The sequence below is a fragment of the Streptomyces sp. CB02959 genome, assembly GCF_002803155.1.
Taxonomy (GTDB): domain Bacteria; phylum Actinomycetota; class Actinomycetes; order Streptomycetales; family Streptomycetaceae; genus Streptomyces.
Genome location: NZ_NNBP01000010.1, coordinates 18,806 through 36,863, shown reverse-complemented (window position 1 = coordinate 36,863; position 18,058 = coordinate 18,806). Strand labels below are relative to the sequence as shown.

Annotated in this window: 14 protein-coding genes; 6 read left to right on the top strand and 8 right to left on the bottom strand. The window is 73.9% G+C overall.

The features are described from left to right. The first annotated feature begins 88 nt into the window (after window positions 1-88). Window positions 89-1,696: an AMP-binding protein gene (locus CG747_RS17895; RefSeq protein ID WP_100602754.1), complete on the top strand. Its 1,608-nt coding sequence runs from the start codon at window positions 89-91 to the stop codon at window positions 1,694-1,696. A 4-nt stretch (window positions 1,697-1,700) separates the two neighbouring features. Beyond that, window positions 1,701-2,573, top strand: a complete 873-nt coding sequence (locus CG747_RS17890; RefSeq protein WP_100602753.1) for a PaaX family transcriptional regulator C-terminal domain-containing protein — start codon at window positions 1,701-1,703, stop codon at window positions 2,571-2,573. A 124-nt stretch (window positions 2,574-2,697) separates the two neighbouring features. Here the strand turns inward: CG747_RS17890 and CG747_RS17885 are convergent, their stop codons facing one another. Then, a complete protein-coding gene (locus CG747_RS17885) occupies window positions 2,698-3,474 on the bottom strand; it encodes an HAD family hydrolase (RefSeq protein ID WP_100602752.1) in 777 nt (258 codons plus the stop codon). 486 nt (window positions 3,475-3,960) lie between these two features. Between CG747_RS17885 and CG747_RS17880 the strand changes: the two genes are divergently transcribed. Beyond that, a complete protein-coding gene (locus CG747_RS17880; protein ID WP_100602751.1) occupies window positions 3,961-4,614 on the top strand; it encodes a TetR/AcrR family transcriptional regulator in 654 nt (217 codons plus the stop codon). Window positions 4,615-4,674: 60 nt separating this feature from the next. Here the strand turns inward: CG747_RS17880 and CG747_RS17875 are convergent, their stop codons facing one another. Next, window positions 4,675-5,706, bottom strand: coding sequence for an NADP-dependent oxidoreductase (locus CG747_RS17875; protein WP_100602750.1), 1,032 nt, complete (start codon window positions 5,704-5,706; stop codon window positions 4,675-4,677). Window positions 5,707-5,899: 193 nt separating this feature from the next. Between CG747_RS17875 and CG747_RS17870 the strand changes: the two genes are divergently transcribed. Both CG747_RS17870 and CG747_RS17865 read left to right on the top strand, forming a co-directional pair. Beyond that, a complete protein-coding gene (locus tag CG747_RS17870; protein ID WP_100602749.1) occupies window positions 5,900-6,517 on the top strand; it encodes a ScbR family autoregulator-binding transcription factor in 618 nt (205 codons plus the stop codon). A 136-nt stretch (window positions 6,518-6,653) separates the two neighbouring features. Beyond that, the gene (locus tag CG747_RS17865; protein WP_100602748.1) at window positions 6,654-7,652 is read left to right on the top strand and encodes a ScbA/BarX family gamma-butyrolactone biosynthesis protein; all 999 of its coding nucleotides are present in this window, start codon (window positions 6,654-6,656) and stop codon (window positions 7,650-7,652) included. 61 nt (window positions 7,653-7,713) lie between these two features. Here CG747_RS17865 and CG747_RS17860 read toward each other — a convergent pair whose 3' ends face one another. Further along, window positions 7,714-10,050: a bifunctional salicylyl-CoA 5-hydroxylase/oxidoreductase gene (locus CG747_RS17860; RefSeq protein ID WP_100602747.1), complete on the bottom strand. Its 2,337-nt coding sequence runs from the start codon at window positions 10,048-10,050 to the stop codon at window positions 7,714-7,716. Beyond that, window positions 10,047-10,874 carry an enoyl-CoA hydratase family protein gene (locus tag CG747_RS17855; RefSeq protein WP_100602746.1) on the bottom strand — a complete coding sequence of 276 codons (828 nt, stop codon included), beginning with the start codon at window positions 10,872-10,874 and terminating at the stop codon, window positions 10,047-10,049. Before CG747_RS17855 ends, CG747_RS17860 begins: the two co-directional genes overlap by 4 nt. A 316-nt stretch (window positions 10,875-11,190) precedes the next feature. Here CG747_RS17855 and CG747_RS17850 point away from each other — a divergent pair, with 316 nt between their 5' ends. Further along, window positions 11,191-11,748, top strand: a complete 558-nt coding sequence (locus CG747_RS17850; protein ID WP_100602745.1) for an ATP-binding protein — start codon at window positions 11,191-11,193, stop codon at window positions 11,746-11,748. Here CG747_RS17850 and CG747_RS17845 read toward each other — a convergent pair. The 4 genes from CG747_RS17845 to CG747_RS17830 all read right to left on the bottom strand — a co-directional run bounded on the left by CG747_RS17845 (window position 11,711) and on the right by CG747_RS17830 (window position 18,049). After that, complete coding sequence (locus CG747_RS17845) at window positions 11,711-13,276, bottom strand: amino acid permease (RefSeq protein ID WP_100602744.1); 1,566 nt, start codon at window positions 13,274-13,276, stop codon at window positions 11,711-11,713. The genes CG747_RS17850 and CG747_RS17845 overlap by 38 nt on opposite strands. Before the next feature lie 189 nt (window positions 13,277-13,465). Then, a complete protein-coding gene (gene argF / locus CG747_RS17840; RefSeq protein WP_100602743.1) occupies window positions 13,466-14,470 on the bottom strand; it encodes an ornithine carbamoyltransferase in 1,005 nt (334 codons plus the stop codon). A gap of 492 nt (window positions 14,471-14,962) precedes the next feature. Then, window positions 14,963-16,198, bottom strand: a complete 1,236-nt coding sequence (locus CG747_RS17835) for an arginine deiminase (RefSeq protein ID WP_100602742.1) — start codon at window positions 16,196-16,198, stop codon at window positions 14,963-14,965. 165 nt (window positions 16,199-16,363) lie between these two features. Beyond that, window positions 16,364-18,049 (bottom strand): MFS transporter, encoded by a 1,686-nt coding sequence (locus tag CG747_RS17830; protein WP_257980500.1) that lies wholly within the window; start codon window positions 18,047-18,049, stop codon window positions 16,364-16,366. Between the last annotated feature and the right edge of the window lie 9 nt (window positions 18,050-18,058).

Here is an 18,058-nt window from a genome sequence, read left to right as displayed (position 1 = left end):
GTACGGCAGTCCTCCCCGGTCCCCACACCCCACCTCCACCCCTCCCCGGCCGCCCGGCGGCCACCCGGCCCAAGGGGGCGCACCCCGCATGGAGCTACGGTCCTCGGCCCACACCGACACCTTCACGCGCGACCGGCTGCCACCGCCGGAGCAGTGGCCGCACCTCACCGACCTGGGCTATCCCGACCGGCTGAACTGCGGCGCGGAACTCCTCGACGGCACCATCGCCCGGCTGGGCCCGGACCGGCCCGCACTCCGCGACGCGCACGGCCGGGTGTGGTCCTACGGGGAGTTGCGGGAGCGGGTCGACGCGATCGCCCGTACCCTCACCGGCCCGTTGGGCGTCGTGCCGGGCAACCGCGTGCTGCTGCGCGGTCCCACCACGCCCTGGTTGGCCGCCTGCTGGCTCGCGGTCATGAAGGCCGGCGCGGTGGCGGTGACCGTCCTGGCCGCGCACCGGCCGGACGAACTCGCCACGATCTGCCGGCTCGCCCGGGTCGGGCACGCGCTGTGCGACGCCGCCGCGGTCGGCGATCTGGTCCGGGCCGACGTCCCGGGATTGCGGATCACCACCTTCGGCGGGGACGGCCCGGACGACCTGGCGCAGTGCGCGCGGCCCGGCGGCGCGCCGTACCGCGCGGTGCCGACCGCCTCCGACGACGTCGCGCTGATCGCCTTCACCTCGGGCACCACCGGCCGTCCCAAGGGGTGTCTGCACTTCCACCGCGATGTGCTCGCCATCGCGGACACCTTCTCGGCGCAGGTGTTGCGGCCGCGTCCGGACGACGTGTTCGCCGGCAGTCCCCCGCTCGGCTTCACCTTCGGGCTCGGCGGGCTGGTGGTCTTCCCGTTGCGGGCCGGGGCCTCGGCGTACCTGGCCGACTGGGCCGGGCCGGAGCGGCTGCTCGGCGACATCGCGGCCCACCGGATCTCGGTGCTGTTCACCGCGCCGACCGCCTACCGGGCGATGCTGTCCAAGCTCGCCGGGCACGATCTGGCCTCGCTCCGCCGCTGCGTGTCGGCCGGCGAGAACCTGCCAGCCGCGACCTGGCGGTCCTGGCACGAGGCGACCGGCCTGCGGATCATCAACGGGATCGGCGCCACGGAGCTGCTGCACATCTTCCTGTCCGCCGCCGACGACGCGATCCGGCCGGGGACGACGGGGCTGCCGGTGCCCGGTTTCGAGGCGCGGGTGGTGGGTCCGGACGGCCGGCCGGTGCCGGACGGCGAACCGGGGCTGCTGGCGGTCCGCGGCCCGACCGGCTGCCGCTACCTGGCCGACACCCGGCAGACCGGCTACGTCCGCGACGGCTGGAACCTCACCGGCGACACCTATGTACGGGACGGGGACGGCTACTTCCGCTACGTGGCCCGCGCGGACGACATGATCATCTCGGCCGGGTACAACATCGCCGGTCCCGAGGTGGAGGACGCCCTGCTGCGGCACCCGGACGTCACCGAGGCGGCGGTGGTCGGCCGGCCCGACGCGGACCGCGGCCAGGTGGTCGTCGCCCATGTGGTGCTGCGGGACGGCGTGCCGCCCGGGGCGGACACCGTCACCGCGCTGCGGGCGTTCGTCAAAGCCCGGATCGCGCCCTACAAGTGCCCGCGCGAGGTGATCTTCCACACCGCGCTGCCGCGCACCCCGACCGGCAAGCTCCAGCGCTTCCGACTGCGCGACCGGGATCTAGAGTGACCCGGTGAGCGACGAGCAAGCCCAGCACACCCCGCGGTCCCTGATCGTCACCTTCTACGGGGCCTACGGACGCGGCGCCGCGGACGGTTCCGGCGGCGCGCCCGGCCCGGTGCCGGTGGCCGCGCTGATCCGGCTGCTCGGGGCGCTCGGCGTGGATCCGCCGTCGGTGCGTTCCGCGGTCTCCCGGCTCAAGCGCCGCGGGCTGCTGGTCGCGGAGCGCACGGCCGCGGGCGCCGCCGCGTACGGCCTCTCCGACGCGGGCCGCCAGTTGCTGGAGGACGGCGACCGCCGGATATTCGGGCGGCCCGCCCGACCGCCGGCGGAGGGCTGGGTGCTGGCCGTCTTCTCGGTCCCCGAGGAGGAGCGGCACAAGCGCCACCTGCTGCGCTCCCGGCTGGCCCGGCTGGGCTTCGGCACCGCGGCGCCCGGCGTCTGGATCGCCCCCGCGCACCTCTACGAGGAGACCCGGCACACCCTGGAGCGGCTCCAGCTGGCCGCCTACGTGGACCTGTTCACCGGTACCCATGCCGGTTTCACGCCCACCGCGCAGGCCGTGGCGCGCTGGTGGGACCTGGACGCCCTCGCCGCGCGCCACCGCGCCTTCCTGGCCGCGCACGAACCGGTCCTGGACCGCTGGACCCGGCGCCGCTCACTGCCCCCCGAGGCGGCCTACCGCGACTACCTGCTCGCCCTGGACGCCTGGCGCCATCTGCCGTACGCGGATCCCGGGCTGCCCCCGGCGCTCCTGCCGGCGGACTGGCCGGGCGGTCGCGCGGCGGAGGTGTTCGGCCGGCTGCACGGCAAACTGCGGGCGGCCGGCGCCCGTTACGTGCAGGAGGCGACGGCCGGGTCGTTCCGCACCCAGGACGCGGGCTGAACCTCCCCATTCTCGACTCCGCTCGAATGGGAGGCGGCCCGCTTCCTCGTACGCCCCGTGCCGTCGCCTCCGGCCCGCGGCCCCGGTGTTCCCCCTGGGCCGCGGGCACCCCGTGCCCCCTGTTTCAGCGTCGCCGCTGCTGCGCCCCCACCGTGACGGCGGTGCGGCGCGGCCGGACGACCGGTCCGGCGGCGGCCGCCGCTGCCGGGCGCGGCCGGGCGGCGGCGATCACCGACACCACGTCCTTGAAGGAGCTGCACATCCGCGTGCCGGCGACCGCGGCGAGTTCACCGAACGTTCCGCTGCCGTAGGTGACCGCGACCGGCTCCATGCGCGCGGTCACCGCCATCCGCATGTCCCCCACGGTGTCCCCCACATAAGCGCTCTGCCAGGCCGGGACCCCCAGCCGGCCGGCCGCGCGCAGCACCATCTCCGGGTGCGGCTTGCCGCGCCGCACCATGTCCTGCCCGACGACCGGGCCGACCAGGTCGCGGATGCCCATCACATCGAGCAGGGCCTCGGCGCTGCGGGTGGTCTTGGAGGTGGCGACGGCGAGTTCGACGCCGTGGGCGCGCAGCGCGGACAGCCCGGCCGTCACTCCGGGGTAGAGCAGCTGCGGCCCCTGGCACAGGACCTCGTAGGCGAACAGTTCCCGGTAGCGGGAGATGGCGGCCTGCACCCGGCCGTCGTCCTCGGGCCGGCCCAGCAGCCGGCCGAACGCGGCGGCCGGGGGCTTGCCGATGGCCGTGGCCGCCTGCCGCGCGGTGACCGAACAGCCCTGCTCCGCGGCCACCTTGACCAGCAGCTTGCTGATCGCGGGCAGGGTGTTGGCGAGGGTGCCGTCCAGATCGAAGACGGCGGCCTTGAGCGTCTCGCCGCCGGCGCTCCGCGCGCCTCTCATCACAGGACGTTCGCCGACTTCCATTGATACGCGCATGGATGGGGACCTTTCCGGGTTCCGATGGGTGCGGGGGCTCGGGTGACTGTGCGGGCCCAGCTGGTCGGGCGGGCCTGCGGTCGACGACTGTGGCGGCAGAGGCGGTCTCGCCGTGGCGCACCGCTGTCCAAGGGCGGTACGCGACCGTCGAGGTGGCGGCATCGGAAGGGATCGTCCCGTTTACCGCCTTCGGAGATTTAAAAACCGCCTGCGCTGTTTGTCAATGTGCCTTAGCCCCTCCCTGACGGTCGACAAGCAATCCGGGGCGGGCCACACTGGACATATGCGCCACCAACGCCCGGCGCCAGGTACGGACCAGGAGGCAGAGCGATCACTTCCCGACAGAGCGGGGAGGATCCGGCCATTTCCCTCCACCATAGCGAACCGCATGGTTGGTTTTCTCTGTAGACTGCAAACACGTTGCAGTCGTACGAGAGACGGGACGGACACGTGCCCACGCAGCATCGCGCCATCCAGAGCCGCCAGGCGCTCATCCGCTCGGCCGCCGAGACGTTCCTGGAAAAGGGAGTGCCCGCCGCAGGCATGGTCGAGATCAGCCGGCGGGCCCGGCTCAGCAAGGGCGCCCTCTACTTCCACTTCACGTCCAAGGACGACCTGACCCTCGCCGTGCGGGACGCCGCCCTGGCCACCCTCAACGAGGTCGAGGAGGGCTTCCTCCGCTCCCCCGAGCCGCTGACCGTCGCCGTCCGGGACTTCGCCGTCGAGCTGTTCGGCCGGGTGCAGTCGGACGCGGTGCTGCGCGCCGGGCTGCGGCTGCGCCCCGAGACCGCGCCCGGTCTGGACATCCACGCCTTGGAGCAGCGCTGGTACGCGCTCTTCCTCGACAAGGCGGTCACCTGCGGCACCGGCGAGCCGGTCCACCTCGGGGACGAGCTCACCGGCCCGCACCCCACGGACGTCGAGCCCCGGCGCACCGCCCAGCTGCTGACGTCGATCGTGGTGGGGCTGCTGCACCTGGGCGGCGGCGACCGGATGTGGTGGGACGCGGAGGCGGTCGCCGGACTGTGGGGGCTGCTGCCGGCCGCGGCGGGCCGGGTCGCGGCCGCCGGAATCCCGGCGCCGGCGCAGGTCCCGGCCGGCTGACCGCCCGGCCCGCCCCGCGGCGGCCGGCGGCCCGCACCCCGCTCCGGCCCCGCACCGGTCTCACAACTCCACGAGCACCGCTCCGACATGGCGTCCCCGGGTGAGCTCGCAGAGCGCCCTCGGCGCCTGCTCGACCCCCGTCAGCAGGGCGTGCGGGAAGACAAGGGAGCCGTCCCGCAGCCCCCGGCCGAACTCCGCGGTCCACTCCTCCGGCAGGTCGGGGTGCGCGTACAGCCCGAAGCCGCGCAGCGTCACCCGGCGCGTGATGATCAGTGCCGAGTCCAGCTCGACCGGACCGGCCACCCCACCGCCCGCGCCCAACTGACTGGACAGCGCGCCGACCAGGGCGAACCGGGCCTCCGGGCGCGCCACCGCGAGCGCCGCGCGCAGTTGCTCACCGCCCACGGTGTCCAGCAGCACGTCGATGCCGTCCGGCGCCGCTCGGCGCAGCTGCTCCTCGATGGGCCCGGCCCCGCGCACCACCGCGGCGTCGTACCCCAACTCCGCCCGCAGGCGGGCCGCCTTGGCCTCCGAGCCGGTGCTGCCGATCACCCGGCCGGCTCCCAGCCGGCGGGCGAGCTGGCCGGCCAGGCTGCCCACCCCGCCGGCCGCGCCGCTGACGAACACGGTGTCGCCCGGCCGGACCCCGGCGGTCCGGCTCAGCGCGCCCCAGGCGGTGGCGCCCTGGGAGAGGTGCGCGGCCAGGGAGGGGAGGGCGTCGGGGTCCAGCCGCCGGGCGTGCTTCTCGTCGACGACCGCGAACTCCCGCCATCCGTAAGGGTGGTGGACCAGGTCACCGGGGACGAGGGTGTCGCCGGCGGCCGCCACGACCTCGCCGACCGCGGAGCCCCACAGCGGCCGGCCGGGTTCGAAGGAGGGCATCGGCAGCCGGACCTCGGTCATCCGCGTCCGCATCGCCGCGGTGACCGCCATATAGCGGGTGCGCACCAGCACCTGCCCTGGTCCCGGCTCGGGCAGGGGGACCTCGACCACCTCGAAGTGACGCTCCGTCACCTGCTCGTCGCCGACACGGCGGGCGAGCCGTACCTCCCGGTGGACGGCGGGGAGGTCGGGCGCGGCGGGGACGGTCATCGGTCTGCTCCTTGCGCGTTCGGCGGTACCACGCGGCACCGCATCACCGGGCATGTATTCCGGCCGTAAACGCCTCGCCGCCCATGAATACCGCACGGTTGGCTTCTTTATGATGCGGAAATAGACTGCGCGGCCACGGCAGCGGGTCTCGCCCGGACTCAACAACTCCACGAGAGCATACGGAGGATGATCGGTGGTCAAGCAGGAACGGGCGGTGCGCACCCGGCGAGCCGTTCTCGAAGCCGCGGCCCACGTCATCGGCACCCGCGGCTACCAGGCCGCCACGATGGCAGAGATCATCCAACGCGCCGGGGTCACCAAGGGAGCCGTCTACTTCCACTTCCGCTCCAAGGACGCACTGGCGCGCGCAGTCATCCGGGAGCAGACCGAACCGTTCGTTCCGCCGGTCAGCGACTCCCGTCTGCAGGACGCCATCGACTTCACCCATCAGGTCGCGCTGGCCCTGCGCAGCGACCCGTTGCTGCAGGCCGGCACCCGGATCGCGGTCGAGACGACGTTCAGCGAGGAGCCGCTGGTCCCGTATCAGGCGTGGACCGACATCATCACCGCGATGTTCACCGACGCCCGGGACAAGGGCGAACTGCTGCCCGCCGTCGCGCCGGACCGGGCCGCGGAGTTCTTCGTCGCCGCGTACATGGGCGTGCAGCTGTTCTCGCGGGCCGCGACCAATCGGGCCGATCTTCCCGAGCGGGTCACCGCCCTGTGGAAGCACACGCTGCCGGGCCTGGCGTCGCCGGGTGCGCTGAGCCATCTGGACCCGCACGGCCGATCTGTGAAGATCGCCGTCTGACCCTCCACCAGGACTCGCCACGGCGAGGGAACGGTCGGCTCGTCACTGGAAAACAAACCGCATGGTTCGTATCTTGGGGCGGAGACCGGATCCCGACCGCCGGAGCGCCGAGCGCCGCCCCTCTGAAAGGACCTCCATGGCCAGCGCCACCCTCACCCCGTCCGCATGTGATCAGTCCGGCGGCATCCACGGACGACGGGGGGACGGAAACCGACCGCGGGCGCTGACCTCGACGGTGCCCCGGGAGTACGTGCACCGGGCCGCGGTGTCGGAGGTGTTCCTGACCAACTGGCGGCAGAGCGGGTCGGACGGCTGGCTGGTGACCGCCCAGTGGCCCCGCGCGCACAGCTTCTACGGGCCGGCGCACGGGCTGCACGATCCGCTGCTGCTGATCGAGACGGTGCGGCAGGCGGGGATATTACTGAGCCACGTCGCGCACGGCGTGCCGCTGGACCACCGGATCATCTGGCAGCAGGTCCGTTACGCGCTCCGCCCGCAGGCGCTGCGCGCCGCCCTGAAACCGGCCGACATCGCGCTGCACATCACCGACCGCGACGTGGTCCGCAGGCGGAAGCAACTGGTCAGCATCCGCCAGGAGTTCCGCATCGTGTGCGACGGCGCGGAGCTGGCCCGCGCGACGCTGGCGTACTCCTGCCACAGTCCGGCCGTCTACCGCCGGGTGCGCGGCGAGTACGGCGATCTGGCGCTCGCCAACGCCCGGCGGCTGCCGCCGGCGGAGCCGGTCGCGCCACAGGCCGTGGGCCGGGACCGGACCGGTGACGTGGTGCTCTCCCCCACGGACCGCGCCGACCGCTGGCGGCTGCGGGTGGACACCTCGCATCCGGTGCTGTTCGACCACCCGGTGGACCACGTCCCGGGCATGCTGATGGTCGAGGCGGCCCGGCAGGCCGCGCGGGCGGCGGCGCCCGACTGGGCGCTGCCGGTCGCGCTGACCTGCTCCTTCGAGCGGTACGCCGAACTGGACGCGCCGTGCTGGGTGCAGGCCCGGCCCGCCGGGGTGGCCGACGACGGCCGCCGGGAGGTGGCGGTGTGCGTCGAGCAGCACGGCCGGGCGCTGCTCGACGCGCGGGTCACCGGTCTTCCGCTGCCGGAGTGCCTGCCCGACCTGTGCTGACGGCGGGCGCGTGGACCGCGCCGCGGATCGGCCCCGCCCCGCGCTGCGTCCGGCCTCCCCGTCAGTGCAGCGTGAGGCGGGGCTTCGGCGCGTCGGTACGGCCGGTGGGCGGGGTGCGGCTGCCGGCCTGGTAGGGCAGCGGCCAGGGGGCGCCCGGTCCGCTGTAGCCCTGGTCGGCGGCGGCGTGCAGGGTCCAGTGCGGGTCGTAGAGGTGGGGTCGGGCCAGGGCGCACAGGTCGGTGCGGCCGGCCAGGATCAGGGAGTTGACGTCGTCCCAGGAGGAGATGGCGCCGACCGCGATGACGGGGATGCCGAGGGTGTTGCGGATGCGGTCGGCGAACGGGGCCTGGTAGGAGCGGCCGAAGTCGGGGCGCTCGTGGGGCACGACCTGTCCGGTGGAGACGTCGATGGCGTCGGCGCCGTGCTCGGCGAAGGCGGCCGCGAGGGCCACCGCGTCGTCGGCGGTGGTGCCGCCCTCCGCCCAGTCGGTTGCGGAGATCCGGACAGTCATGGGGCGGTCTTCCGGCCATTGTTCCCGTACCGCGTCGAACACTTCGAGGGGGAAGCGGAGGCGGCCGGCGAGGGAGCCGCCGTAGGCGTCGGTACGTCGGTTGGTCAGCGGTGAGAGGAATCCGGAGAGGAGGTAGCCGTGGGCGCAGTGGAGTTCGAGGAGGTCGAAGCCGGCGCGGGCGGCAGCGGCGGCGGAGCGGGCGAACTGCTCCCGTACCGCGGCGAGTTCGGCGGTGGTCAGGGCGTGCGGGACCTGGTTGACGCCCGGGCGGTAGGGCAGTGCGGAGGGGGCGACGAGCGGCCAGTTGCCGTCCGGGAGCGGCTGGTCGATGCCCTCCCACATCCGGCGGGTGGAGCCCTTGCGGCCGGAGTGGCCCAGCTGGACGCCCAGGGCGGTGCCGGGCGCCCGGGTGTGCACGAAGTCGGTGACGCGCCGCCAGGCCCGCTCGTGTTCCGGGGTGTACAGACCGGTGCAGGCCGGGGTGATCCGCCCCTCGGGGCTGACGCACACCATTTCCGTCATCACCAGGCCGGCGCCGCCCAGGGCGCGGGCGCCGAGGTGGACGAGGTGGAAGTCGCCGGGCGTGCCGTCGCCGTCGGCCGCGTACATGTCCATCGGGGAGACCACGACGCGGTTGCGCAGGGTCAGTCCGCGGAGCCGGAAGGGGGTGAACATCGGCGGTGTCCCGGTGGGGACGCCCGCCTCCGCGGCGACCGCGTCGGTGAACTCCGCGTCGCGCAGGCGCAGGTTGTCGTGGGTGACCCGGCGGCTGCGGGTGAGCAGGTTGAAGGCGAACTGGTGCGGCGGCTGGCCGGTGTAGGTGGCGAGGTCCTCGAACCACGCGAGGCTGGCGCGGGCGGCGCGCTGGGTGGAGGCGACGACGGGGCGGCGTTCGGCCTCGTAGGCGGCGAGGGCGTCCGGCAGGGTGGGCTGCTCCCGTAGGCACGCGGTGAGGGCGAGGGCGTCCTCGACGGCGAGTTTGGTGCCGGAGCCGATGGAGAAGTGGGCGGTGTGCGCGGCGTCGCCGAGCAGCACGATCGGGCCGTGTGACCAGCGCTCGTTGGCAACCGTGCGGAAGGCGATCCAGCTGGAGTTGTTGGTGCGCAGCGGGCGGCCGCCCAGGCTGTCGGCGAAGAGAGCGGCGCACCAGGCGGCCGAGGCGGACTCGTCGTGGGTGTCCAGGCCGTTGGCGCGCCAGACCTCTTCGCGCATCTCGACGATGACGGTGCTGGCGCCGCCGTCGGGTTCACCGGGGCCCTCGGGCGCGGGGCGGGCGTACGGGTAGGCGTGGAGCTGGGCGATGCCGCGGCCGGTGTCGGCGATCTCGAAGCGGAAGGCGTCCAGGGCGAAGTCGGCGGAGAGCCAGATGTAGCGGCAGCGGTGGGTGGTCAGCTGCGGGCGGAAGACGTCCGCGTGTGCGGTGCGGGTGGTGCTGTGCACTCCGTCGGCGGCGATCACCAGGTCGTGGTCGCGGGCGAGTCGGGCGGCCGGCGGGGCCTCGGTGCCGAAGACCAGCCGTACGCCCAGGGAGCGGCAGCGGTCGTGGAGGATCGCCAGCAGCCGGCGGCGGCCGAGGGCGGCGAAGCCGTGGCCGCCGGAGGTGAGAGTGCGGCCGCGGTGCACGATGTCGATGTCGTCCCAGCGCACGAACTCCGCTTGCAGGGCGCGGTAGACGACCGGGTCGGCGTGTTCGATGCCGCCGAGGGTCTCGTCGGAGAGGACGACGCCGAAGCCGAAGGTGTCGTCGGGGGCGTTGCGCTCCCAGACGGTGATCTCGCGGGCCGGGTCGAGCCGTTTGAGCAGGGCCGCGGCGTAGAGCCCGCCGGGGCCACCGCCGAGGACGGCGACCTTCAGCGGCCGCGGGTCGGGGCCCGCGGACCCGGTCACTTTCCCTGCCACTGGGGGGGCCGCTTCTCGGTGAAGGCGGCGTGGAATTCGGCGTAGTCGGCGCTGTTCATCAGCAGCGCCTGGGTGGCGGCGTCCATTTCGACGGCGGCGGCCAGCGGCATGTCGAGTTCGGCGGTGAGCAGGGCCTTGGTCTGGGCGTGGGCCAGTGCGGGGCCGTCGGCGAGCCGGCGGGCGAGGGCGGCGGCCCGCTCGTCGGCGCGGCCCTCCTCGGCGAGTTCGCTGATCAGGCCGAGGCGTTCGGCCTCGGGGGCGCGGACCGGGTCGCCGAGCATCAGCACCCGGGTGGCGTGGCCGAGGCCGATGACGCGCGGCAGAAGGTAGGCCGCGCCCATGTCGCCGCCGGAGAGGCCGACCCGGGTGAAGAGGAACGCGAAGCGGGCGGAGGGGTCGGCGACCCGGAAGTCGGCGGCGAGCGCGAGCACCGCGCCGGCGCCGGCGGCCACGCCGTGCACGGCCGCGATGACCGGGAAGGGGCATTCCCGGATGGCCCGGACGACCTGCCCGGTCATCCGGTTGAAGTCCAGGAGCTGGGCGGTGTCCATGCCGAGGGTGACGCCGATGATCTCCTCGACGTCGCCGCCGGAGCAGAAGCCGCGGCCCTCGCCGGCCAGGACCAGGGCGCGCACCGAGCGTTCCCGGGAGAGTTCGGCGAGCAGGTCGCGGAGGTCGGCGTAGGACTCGAAGGTGAGCGCATTGAGCTTCTCGGGGCGGGCGAGGGTGACGGTGGCGACGCCGTCCTCTCTGGTGACCCGGATGTGCTGCCATGCGCCGGTGCTTCGGGCGGATCCTGCGAACGGGCTCATCGGTCTGCCTGCCCCCTTCAGCCGGATGGCTGGTGCGTGTGGTGGCCGCGGATGCGGTGGCGGTGCGGGACGCGCGAAATGCCCTTCGAAGCTATCACTCCTTTGTGACTGTCGTCATGATGGCGCGATATCGGGTCGGGTGCGCCGGGGCGGTCGGCGGAGCGCGGGACGGGCCGGAAGTCCTGCCGCTCGCGGGGCGTAGGTCCCGGCCGGCCCGGTCTCCCGACCCTGCTGCCGGCGTCGGTGCGCGGCCTAGCGTGGAGGCGTCCCGCAGGGCCCGGACGCCGGTCCCGGCCCTCGGCGAAGGGAGCGGCGCATGCCGGAACCGCAGACCACGGAACCGACCGCGCAGCACGCGCCCGGGCCGTCCGGCCCCTCGTGCTGGCGGATCGAACTGCCGCACGCCCCGTCCGCGGTGTCCCTGGCCCGCGCCCTGACCGGCGCCGCGCTGAGGGATCTGCGGACCACCGCCGACCGCGCCACCGCCGTGCTGCTCACCGCCGAACTGGTCGCCAACGCCGTCGCGCACACCCGCGGACCCGGCCCCGTCGAGCTGGTGGTGCGGGCCCGGACGGCGGGCTGCGAGGTGGAGGTGCACGACGCGGATCCGTCGCCGGTGGCGGGGCTGGACGGGGCGGCGGACGAGGCGGGGCGGACGGGGTGCGGGGCGGCGGAGCCGGTCGCCGGGGGGCCGGGGGCGGCGGGGCTTCGGGCCGCCGGGGTCGGGGCCGCGGGCGGTCAGCGGTCGCCGGCGGCCGGGCGGGGGCTACGGCTGGTCCGGGGGCTCAGTTCGGCCGCCGGTTGCCGCCGGACGGCGCGCGGCAAGGCGGTGTGGTTCACCCTTCCCGCGCTGCGGGAGCCGCGGCTGTCGTGACGGCCGACGTGCCGGCTGTCCCGGCGGGCAGCTCGCCGGGGACGGGGGCGGCGTCGGGGGCATCCGCGGTGCGGGGCTCCGGGAGGTCCTCCGCACCGTCCGGGGCGGAGCCGGGGGTTCCGGTCCCGAGGCGCGAGTGGCGGCGCCCGTAGAGCGCGTAGACGACCGCGCCGATAGCGAGGAATCCGGCGAACTGGAGCCAGGTGGCCGGGCCGGTGCCGTAGACGAGGTAGCCGCAGAAGGCGACGCCCAGCAGGGGGCTGACCGGGAACAGCGGGACGCGGAAGCGGCGCCCCAGGTCGGGCCGGGTGCGGCGGAGGACCAGCACGCTGATGTTGACCACCGCCATGACCGCCAGCGTGCCGACGCTGCTCAGGTTCATCACCATGTCGAGCGGGACGACCGCGGCCGGGACGGCGAAGACCAGGGCGACGATCCAGGTGTTGGCGACGGGCGTGGCGGTCCGCGGCGAGACCCGCGCGAAGACCCGCGGGACCAGGCCGTCCCGCGCCATCGACATCAGGATGCGGGTCTGCCCGTACATCACGGCGAGGACCACGGAGGCGATGGCGACGACCGCGCCGAAGGCGATCACCGTGCCGCCGATGCCGGACTGGGTGACCCGGTCGACGATCAGCGACAGCGCCGCGGGGCGGCCCGCGACCTGCCCGGAGGAGAGCGCGCCGATGGCGGCCAGCGCGACCAGGCAGTAGAGGACGGTGACCACACCGATGCAGATCAGGATCGCGAGGGGGATGTTCCGGCGCGGGTTGCGCGCCTCCTCCCCGGCGGTGGTGATCGCGTCGAAGCCGATGTACGAGAAGAACGCGACGGAGGCGCCGGAGGTGATCCCGGCGAGGCCCTCGGGGGCGAACGGGGAGAGGTTGCCGCTGCGGAACGCGCCGAAGCCGATCACGCAGAACAGCACCAGGACCGCCAGCTTGAGCACCGCCATCGCCGCGGTGGCGCGGGCGCTCTCCCGAACGCCGCGGACCAGCAGCAGCGCGGCCAGCAGCACCACGACCACGGCCGGGAGGTTGACGACGCCGCCGTCGCCGGGCGGGTTGGCGAGCGCGGCGGGCAGCTGCCAGCCGGTGAGGCTGCCGAGCAGTTGGTTGAGGTACTGGCCCCAGCCGACGGCGACCGCCGAGACCGAGACGCCGTATTCGAGCAGCAGGCACCAGCCGACGAGGAAGGCGGTGCGCTCGCCGAGGGTGGCGTAGGCGTAGGAGTACGAACTGCCGGAGACCGGGATCGCGCCGCCCAGCTCGGCGAAGGAGAAGGCGGTGAAGACGCAGGTGACGGCCGCCAGGACGAAGGAGACGACGACCGCGGGACCGGCCTGGGCGACGGTGTCGGAGAGCCCGACGAAGATGCCGGTGCCGACGACGGCACCGATGCCGAAGCAGACCAGTTGGAAGAGGCCCATGCTGCGCCGCAGCCCGTGGCCGTGGAGGTCCGCTCCGGATTCGGCGATGAGGAGGTCGGGGGACTTGATGCGCAGTCCGGACGCGCCTGAGCGGGGCATGGGTGGTTCTCTCTCTGGTGGTGCGAGGCGCGCGGCGCGGGTGGGCCGGGCGCGCAGCGGGGTCCGAACCGGTGGGTCCGGACCCCGTGAGCGGCTCGATGGTAACCATCCGGGCCGCCTGACCGCGCATGGGGCGGACGGCTGCGCCCTGCCCGGTGCCCCGACGGGCGGCAGGGAGGAGCCGCCCGGCTAGCCGGCCAGCGTCGCCACCATCACGGCCTTGATGGTGTGCATCCGGTTCTCCGCCTCGTCGAAGACGACCGAGTGCGCCGACTCGAAGACCTCGTCGGTGACCTCCAGCGAGGTCAGGCCGTGGCGGGCGTGGATCTCCCGGCCGACCTCGGTGCCGAGGTCGTGGTAGGCGGGCAGGCAGTGCAGGAACTTCACCCCGGGCTTGCCGGTGGCGCGCAGCACGTCCATCGTGACCGCGTACGGGGCGAGCAGCGCGATCCGCTCGTCCCAGACCTCCTTGGGCTCGCCCATGGAGACCCACACGTCGGTGGCGACGAAGTCGGCGCCCCGCACGCCCTCGGCGACCTCCTCGGTCAGGGTGATCCGGGCCCCGCTGGTCTCCGCGAGCGCCCGCGCCCGGGCGATGACGGCCTCTTCGGGCCAGAGCTTCCGGGGCGCCACGATCCGTACGTCCATGCCGAGCAGGGCGCCGGTGACGAGGTAGGAGTTGCCCATGTTGTTGCGGGCGTCGCCGAGGTAGGCGAAGGCGGTCTCCTCCAGGGGGCGGCCGCCGCCGTGCTCGATCATGGTCAGGACGTCGGCGAGCATCTGGGTCGGGTGCCAGTCGTCGGTGAGCCCGTTGTAGACGGGCACCCCGGCGTGCGCGGCGAGTTCTTCGACGTCGGCGTGGGCGCTGCCGCGGAACTCGATGGCGTCGAACATCCGGCCCAGGACGCGGGCGGTGTCCTTGACCGACTCCTTGTGCCCGATCTGCGAACCGGTCGGGTCGAGATAGGTGGTCGTGGCGCCCTGGTCCGCGGCCGCGACCTCGAAGGAGCAGCGGGTCCGGGTCGAGGTCTTCTCGAAGATCAGGGCGATGTTGCGGCCGTTCAGGCGGCGGACCTCGGTACCGGCGTGCTTGGCCGCCTTCAGCTCGGCGGCCAGGTCGATCAGTCGGCGGAACTCCTCGGCGCTGAAGTCCAGCTCCTTGAGGAAGTGGCGGCCCGTGAGGTCTATCGCCATGGGTGGGCTCCTGGTTCGCGGCGGTCGGGATGGATGGGGTGGAGCGGGGTGGAGCGGGGCCGATGCCGGGGCGGGCCGCAAGCGGGGGCGGGCCGATGTCGGCGTCGGATCTTGCGGTCGGCGTCGGGCCGATACCGGGGCCGGGCCGAGGGTCGGACCAGTCCCGGTGGGCGGATCGGACGGATCCGATGGGTGGATCGGATCGCGCTCGAACACTGGAAGTGTATACGAGGTGCCGTATCTCTATACGGAGTCTTCCCCCATGAGCGTGCTCCAACCCGATGCGGTGCGGTGCGGTGTGCTGCGGTCCGGTGGGGGCTGGTGCGGTTCGGTGGGGGCTGGTGCGGTTCGGTGGGGGCTGGTGCGGCCCGGTGGGGCCGGGCCTGGACTGATGCCGCGGCCCGGCACCCCACCGTGACACGGACCCGGCGGGCCCGCCCACCCGGACCGTCCTGCCGGCTCGGCCCACGCCCCTCTCAGCCCACGCCCCTCTCAGCCCACGCCCGGCACGGCGTCCCTCGTCACCGGGCAGCTCATACAGCGCGGTCCGCCGCGGCCCCGGCCCAGCTCGCTCCCGGGGATCGTGATCACCTCGATGCCGCGCTTGCGCAGGAAGGTGTTGGTGGTGACGTTCCGCTCGTAGGCCACCACCACGCCCGGCTCCACCGCCAGCACGTTGCAGCCGTCGTCCCACTGCTCGCGTTCGGCGGCGTGCACGTCCTGGGTCGCGGTGAGCACCCGGATGTCGGAGAGGCCCAGGGAGGCCGCTATGGCGCGGTGCATGTGCTCCGGCGGATGGTCGGTGACCTTGAGGTCCTGCGCACCCGCGCCCGGTTCGATGGTGTACGAGCGGAGCATGCCCAGACCCGCGTACTGGGTGAAGGTGTCCCCGTCGATCATGGTCATCACGGTGTCCAGGTGCATGAACGCCCGTCGCTTGGGCATGTCCAGCGCCACGATCGTCTGCGCGGACCCCGCCTCGAACAGCCCGCGGGCCAGGAGTTCCACCGCCTGCGGAGTGGTCCGCTCGCTCATGCCGATCAGCACCGCGCCGTTCCCCATCACCAGGACGTCGCCGCCCTCGATCGTCGAGGGGTAGTCCGCCTGGCCCTCGGACCAGACGTGGAAGGACTCGTCGCGGAAGAGCGGGTGGTAGTGGTAGATGGCTTCGTAGTGCACGGTCTCGCGCTGCCGGGCGGGCCAGCGCATCGAGTTGATCGACACCCCGTCGTAGATCCAGGCGGAGGTGTCGCGGGTGAAGAGGTGGTTGGGCAGCGGACCCAACAGGAAGTCGTCGAGGTCCATCACGTGGAAGCGGACCGAGGTGGGTTCGGGGTGGCGTTCCAGGAACTCGCGCTTGGTCATCCCGCCGACCAGCGCCTCGACGAGTTCGGACACCGGCAGTTCCTCGAACGCCGCCCGCAAGTGGTCGGTCGCCAGCGGCCCGTACTCGTTCTCGTCGAAGACCCGGTCCAGGACCAGCGTGCGCGCCTGGGGGATCTGCAGGCTGTCGGCCAGCAGATCCCCGAAGAGGTGCACCTCGACGCCCCGGTCGCGGAGCACGTCCGCGAACCCGTCGTGCTCGGCCCGGGCCCGACGGACCCACAGCACGTCGTCGAAGAGCAGGGTGTCCTTGTTGGAGGGGGTGAGCCGCTTCAGTTCCAGATCGGGGCGGTGCAGGATCACCCGGCGCAGCCGCCCGGCCTCTGAGTCGACATGGAATCCCATCTCCCCATCTTGTCGGCTCGGAGCGCGCGACGTCGGGAGTCGGGGATGTCGGGGGGTGTTGGTGGGCGCCGCACCCGCCCCCGAGCCCCCGCTCCGACACCCCCACTCCCACCCCCACCCCCAGGCAGCCCGTCTCCCTCGCGCTCCCCATCTACCGCCCCGGGATCAGCACCGCCGCAACCTCAGCGCCGCGGCCACCGCGCCCGCCGACATCACCGCCGCGATGATCCAGCCGCCGCGCAGCGCCCCGAACTCCGGGTGCTGCTGGCCGCCCATGGTGGCGACCAGTACGGCGACGCCGAGCGCGGTTCCGGCCTGCCGGGAGACCATCAGGACCCCCGAACCGAGGGAGAGTTGGCTACTGGGCAGCGACCCCGCGGCGGCGAACATCACCGGCTGGTACAGCCCGGTGCCGATCCCCGCGAAGATCAACCCGGGCAGGAACCGCACCGCGTAGTGCGTGCCCCCGCTCCCGTCGCCGGCCAGGACGATCCACCACAGGGCGGCCGCCACGAACCCCAGCGCGCCGATCACCGCCGTCCCCCGGCCACCGACCGCCCCGACGATCCGGCCGGAGACCGCGGAGACCACCAGTACGGTCAGCGGCCAGGGCGCCATCGCCAGCCCTGCCGTCCGTACCGAGTAGTGCCAGACGTCGGTGAACAACAGGCTGGCGGCGAGCATCATCGCCCCGTAGGCGACGAAGTAGCCGAGCAGCCCCAGGGTGGCCGGGGTGAATCCGGGGGTGCGGAAGAGCACCGGGTGCAGGATGGGTTGCGCGGCCCGTCGGACATGGCGCACGCCCAGCACACCGGCCAGTACACCGGCGGCGAGGACGGCGAGCGTGACCGGGGCGGCATACCCCCACTCGGGGGCCTGGACGCACGCGGTCACCAGCGCACCGATGCAGACCAGCACCAACGCCGTCCCCGGCAGGTCGAGCGCCTGCCGCGGCCCGCGTGCCGAGCGGGGCAGCAGTCGGACGCCCGCGCCGACCGCGAGCAGCACCACCGGAACGTTGATCAGGAAGATCAGCCGCCAGTCGGAGGCGGCGAGCAGCCCGCCGATCACCGGCCCGGAACTCGCGGCCACGGCGCTGACCGCCGTCCACGCGCCGACCGCGGTCGCCCGCTCGCGGGCCGGGAAGGCGGGCAGCGCGAGGGAGAGGGAGGTGGGGATCAGCACGGCGGCGGCCGCGCCCTGCACCACGCGCGCCACGACGAGCAGGGTGAGTGTGGGCGCCGCCCCACAGGCCGCCGATGCCAGGCCGAACAGCACCATGCCGATGAGGAAGCAGCGCCGCCGCCCGGCCTCGTCGGCGAGCCGCCCGGCGGGTACGAGGAGCGCGGCGAGCACGACGGTGTAGCCGTTGAGCACCCAGGAGAGCGCGGAGGCGGGTGCCGGTGCGAAGTCCTGGCCGATCGCCGGGAACGCGATGGTGACCGCGATCAGGTCGAGTACGGCGAGGAACTGCGCCGCGGAGGCGATCGTCAGGATCAGCCAGCGGCGGGGGTCGGGCGCATCGCCAGGCTCTGGCGCATCGCCGGGGCCGGAGGCTGCGGGCCGGTCGGAGGCTACAGGCCGGTCGGAGGCTGCGGGCCGGTCGGAAGTTGCCCGGGGGGCGGGGGCCACGCGCGGGCCGGGTTCTACGCGGGCTGCCGCGGGGTCGGCGGAGGCGTCGGCCTGTCGGCCGGTGGCACGGACTGACGGCCGCGCGACGGTCGTCGAGGTGCGGGGCTGCGGGCCGGTGGCCGGGGCGCAGGGGTGCCCGTTGTCGTCGGGTCGGCGGGTAGCGGGGGTGGCGCCGGTGGGCGCACCCGTCCCCGGGCTTCCCGGAAGAGGAGTGGTCATGTCGCTCAA

Bases quoted from the DNA above. Each gene is read 5' to 3' on its own strand.
- CG747_RS17835 (WP_100602742.1), bottom strand. From the start codon at position 16,198: ATGGGATTCCATGTCGACTCAGAGGCCGGGCGGCTGCGCCGGGTGATC.
- CG747_RS17845 (WP_100602744.1), bottom strand. From the start codon at position 13,276: ATGCCCCGCTCAGGCGCGTCCGGACTGCGCATCAAGTCCCCCGACCTC.
- CG747_RS17885 (WP_100602752.1), bottom strand. From the start codon at position 3,474: ATGAGAGGCGCGCGGAGCGCCGGCGGCGAGACGCTCAAGGCCGCCGTC.
- CG747_RS17875 (WP_100602750.1), bottom strand. From the start codon at position 5,706: ATGACCGTCCCCGCCGCGCCCGACCTCCCCGCCGTCCACCGGGAGGTA.
- CG747_RS17850 (WP_100602745.1), top strand. From the start codon at position 11,191: ATGCCGGAACCGCAGACCACGGAACCGACCGCGCAGCACGCGCCCGGG.
- CG747_RS17830 (WP_257980500.1), bottom strand. From the start codon at position 18,049: ATGACCACTCCTCTTCCGGGAAGCCCGGGGACGGGTGCGCCCACCGGC.
- CG747_RS17855 (WP_100602746.1), bottom strand. From the start codon at position 10,874: ATGAGCCCGTTCGCAGGATCCGCCCGAAGCACCGGCGCATGGCAGCAC.
- argF (WP_100602743.1), bottom strand. From the start codon at position 14,470: ATGGCGATAGACCTCACGGGCCGCCACTTCCTCAAGGAGCTGGACTTC.
- CG747_RS17895 (WP_100602754.1), top strand. From the start codon at position 89: ATGGAGCTACGGTCCTCGGCCCACACCGACACCTTCACGCGCGACCGG.
- CG747_RS17865 (WP_100602748.1), top strand. From the start codon at position 6,654: ATGGCCAGCGCCACCCTCACCCCGTCCGCATGTGATCAGTCCGGCGGC.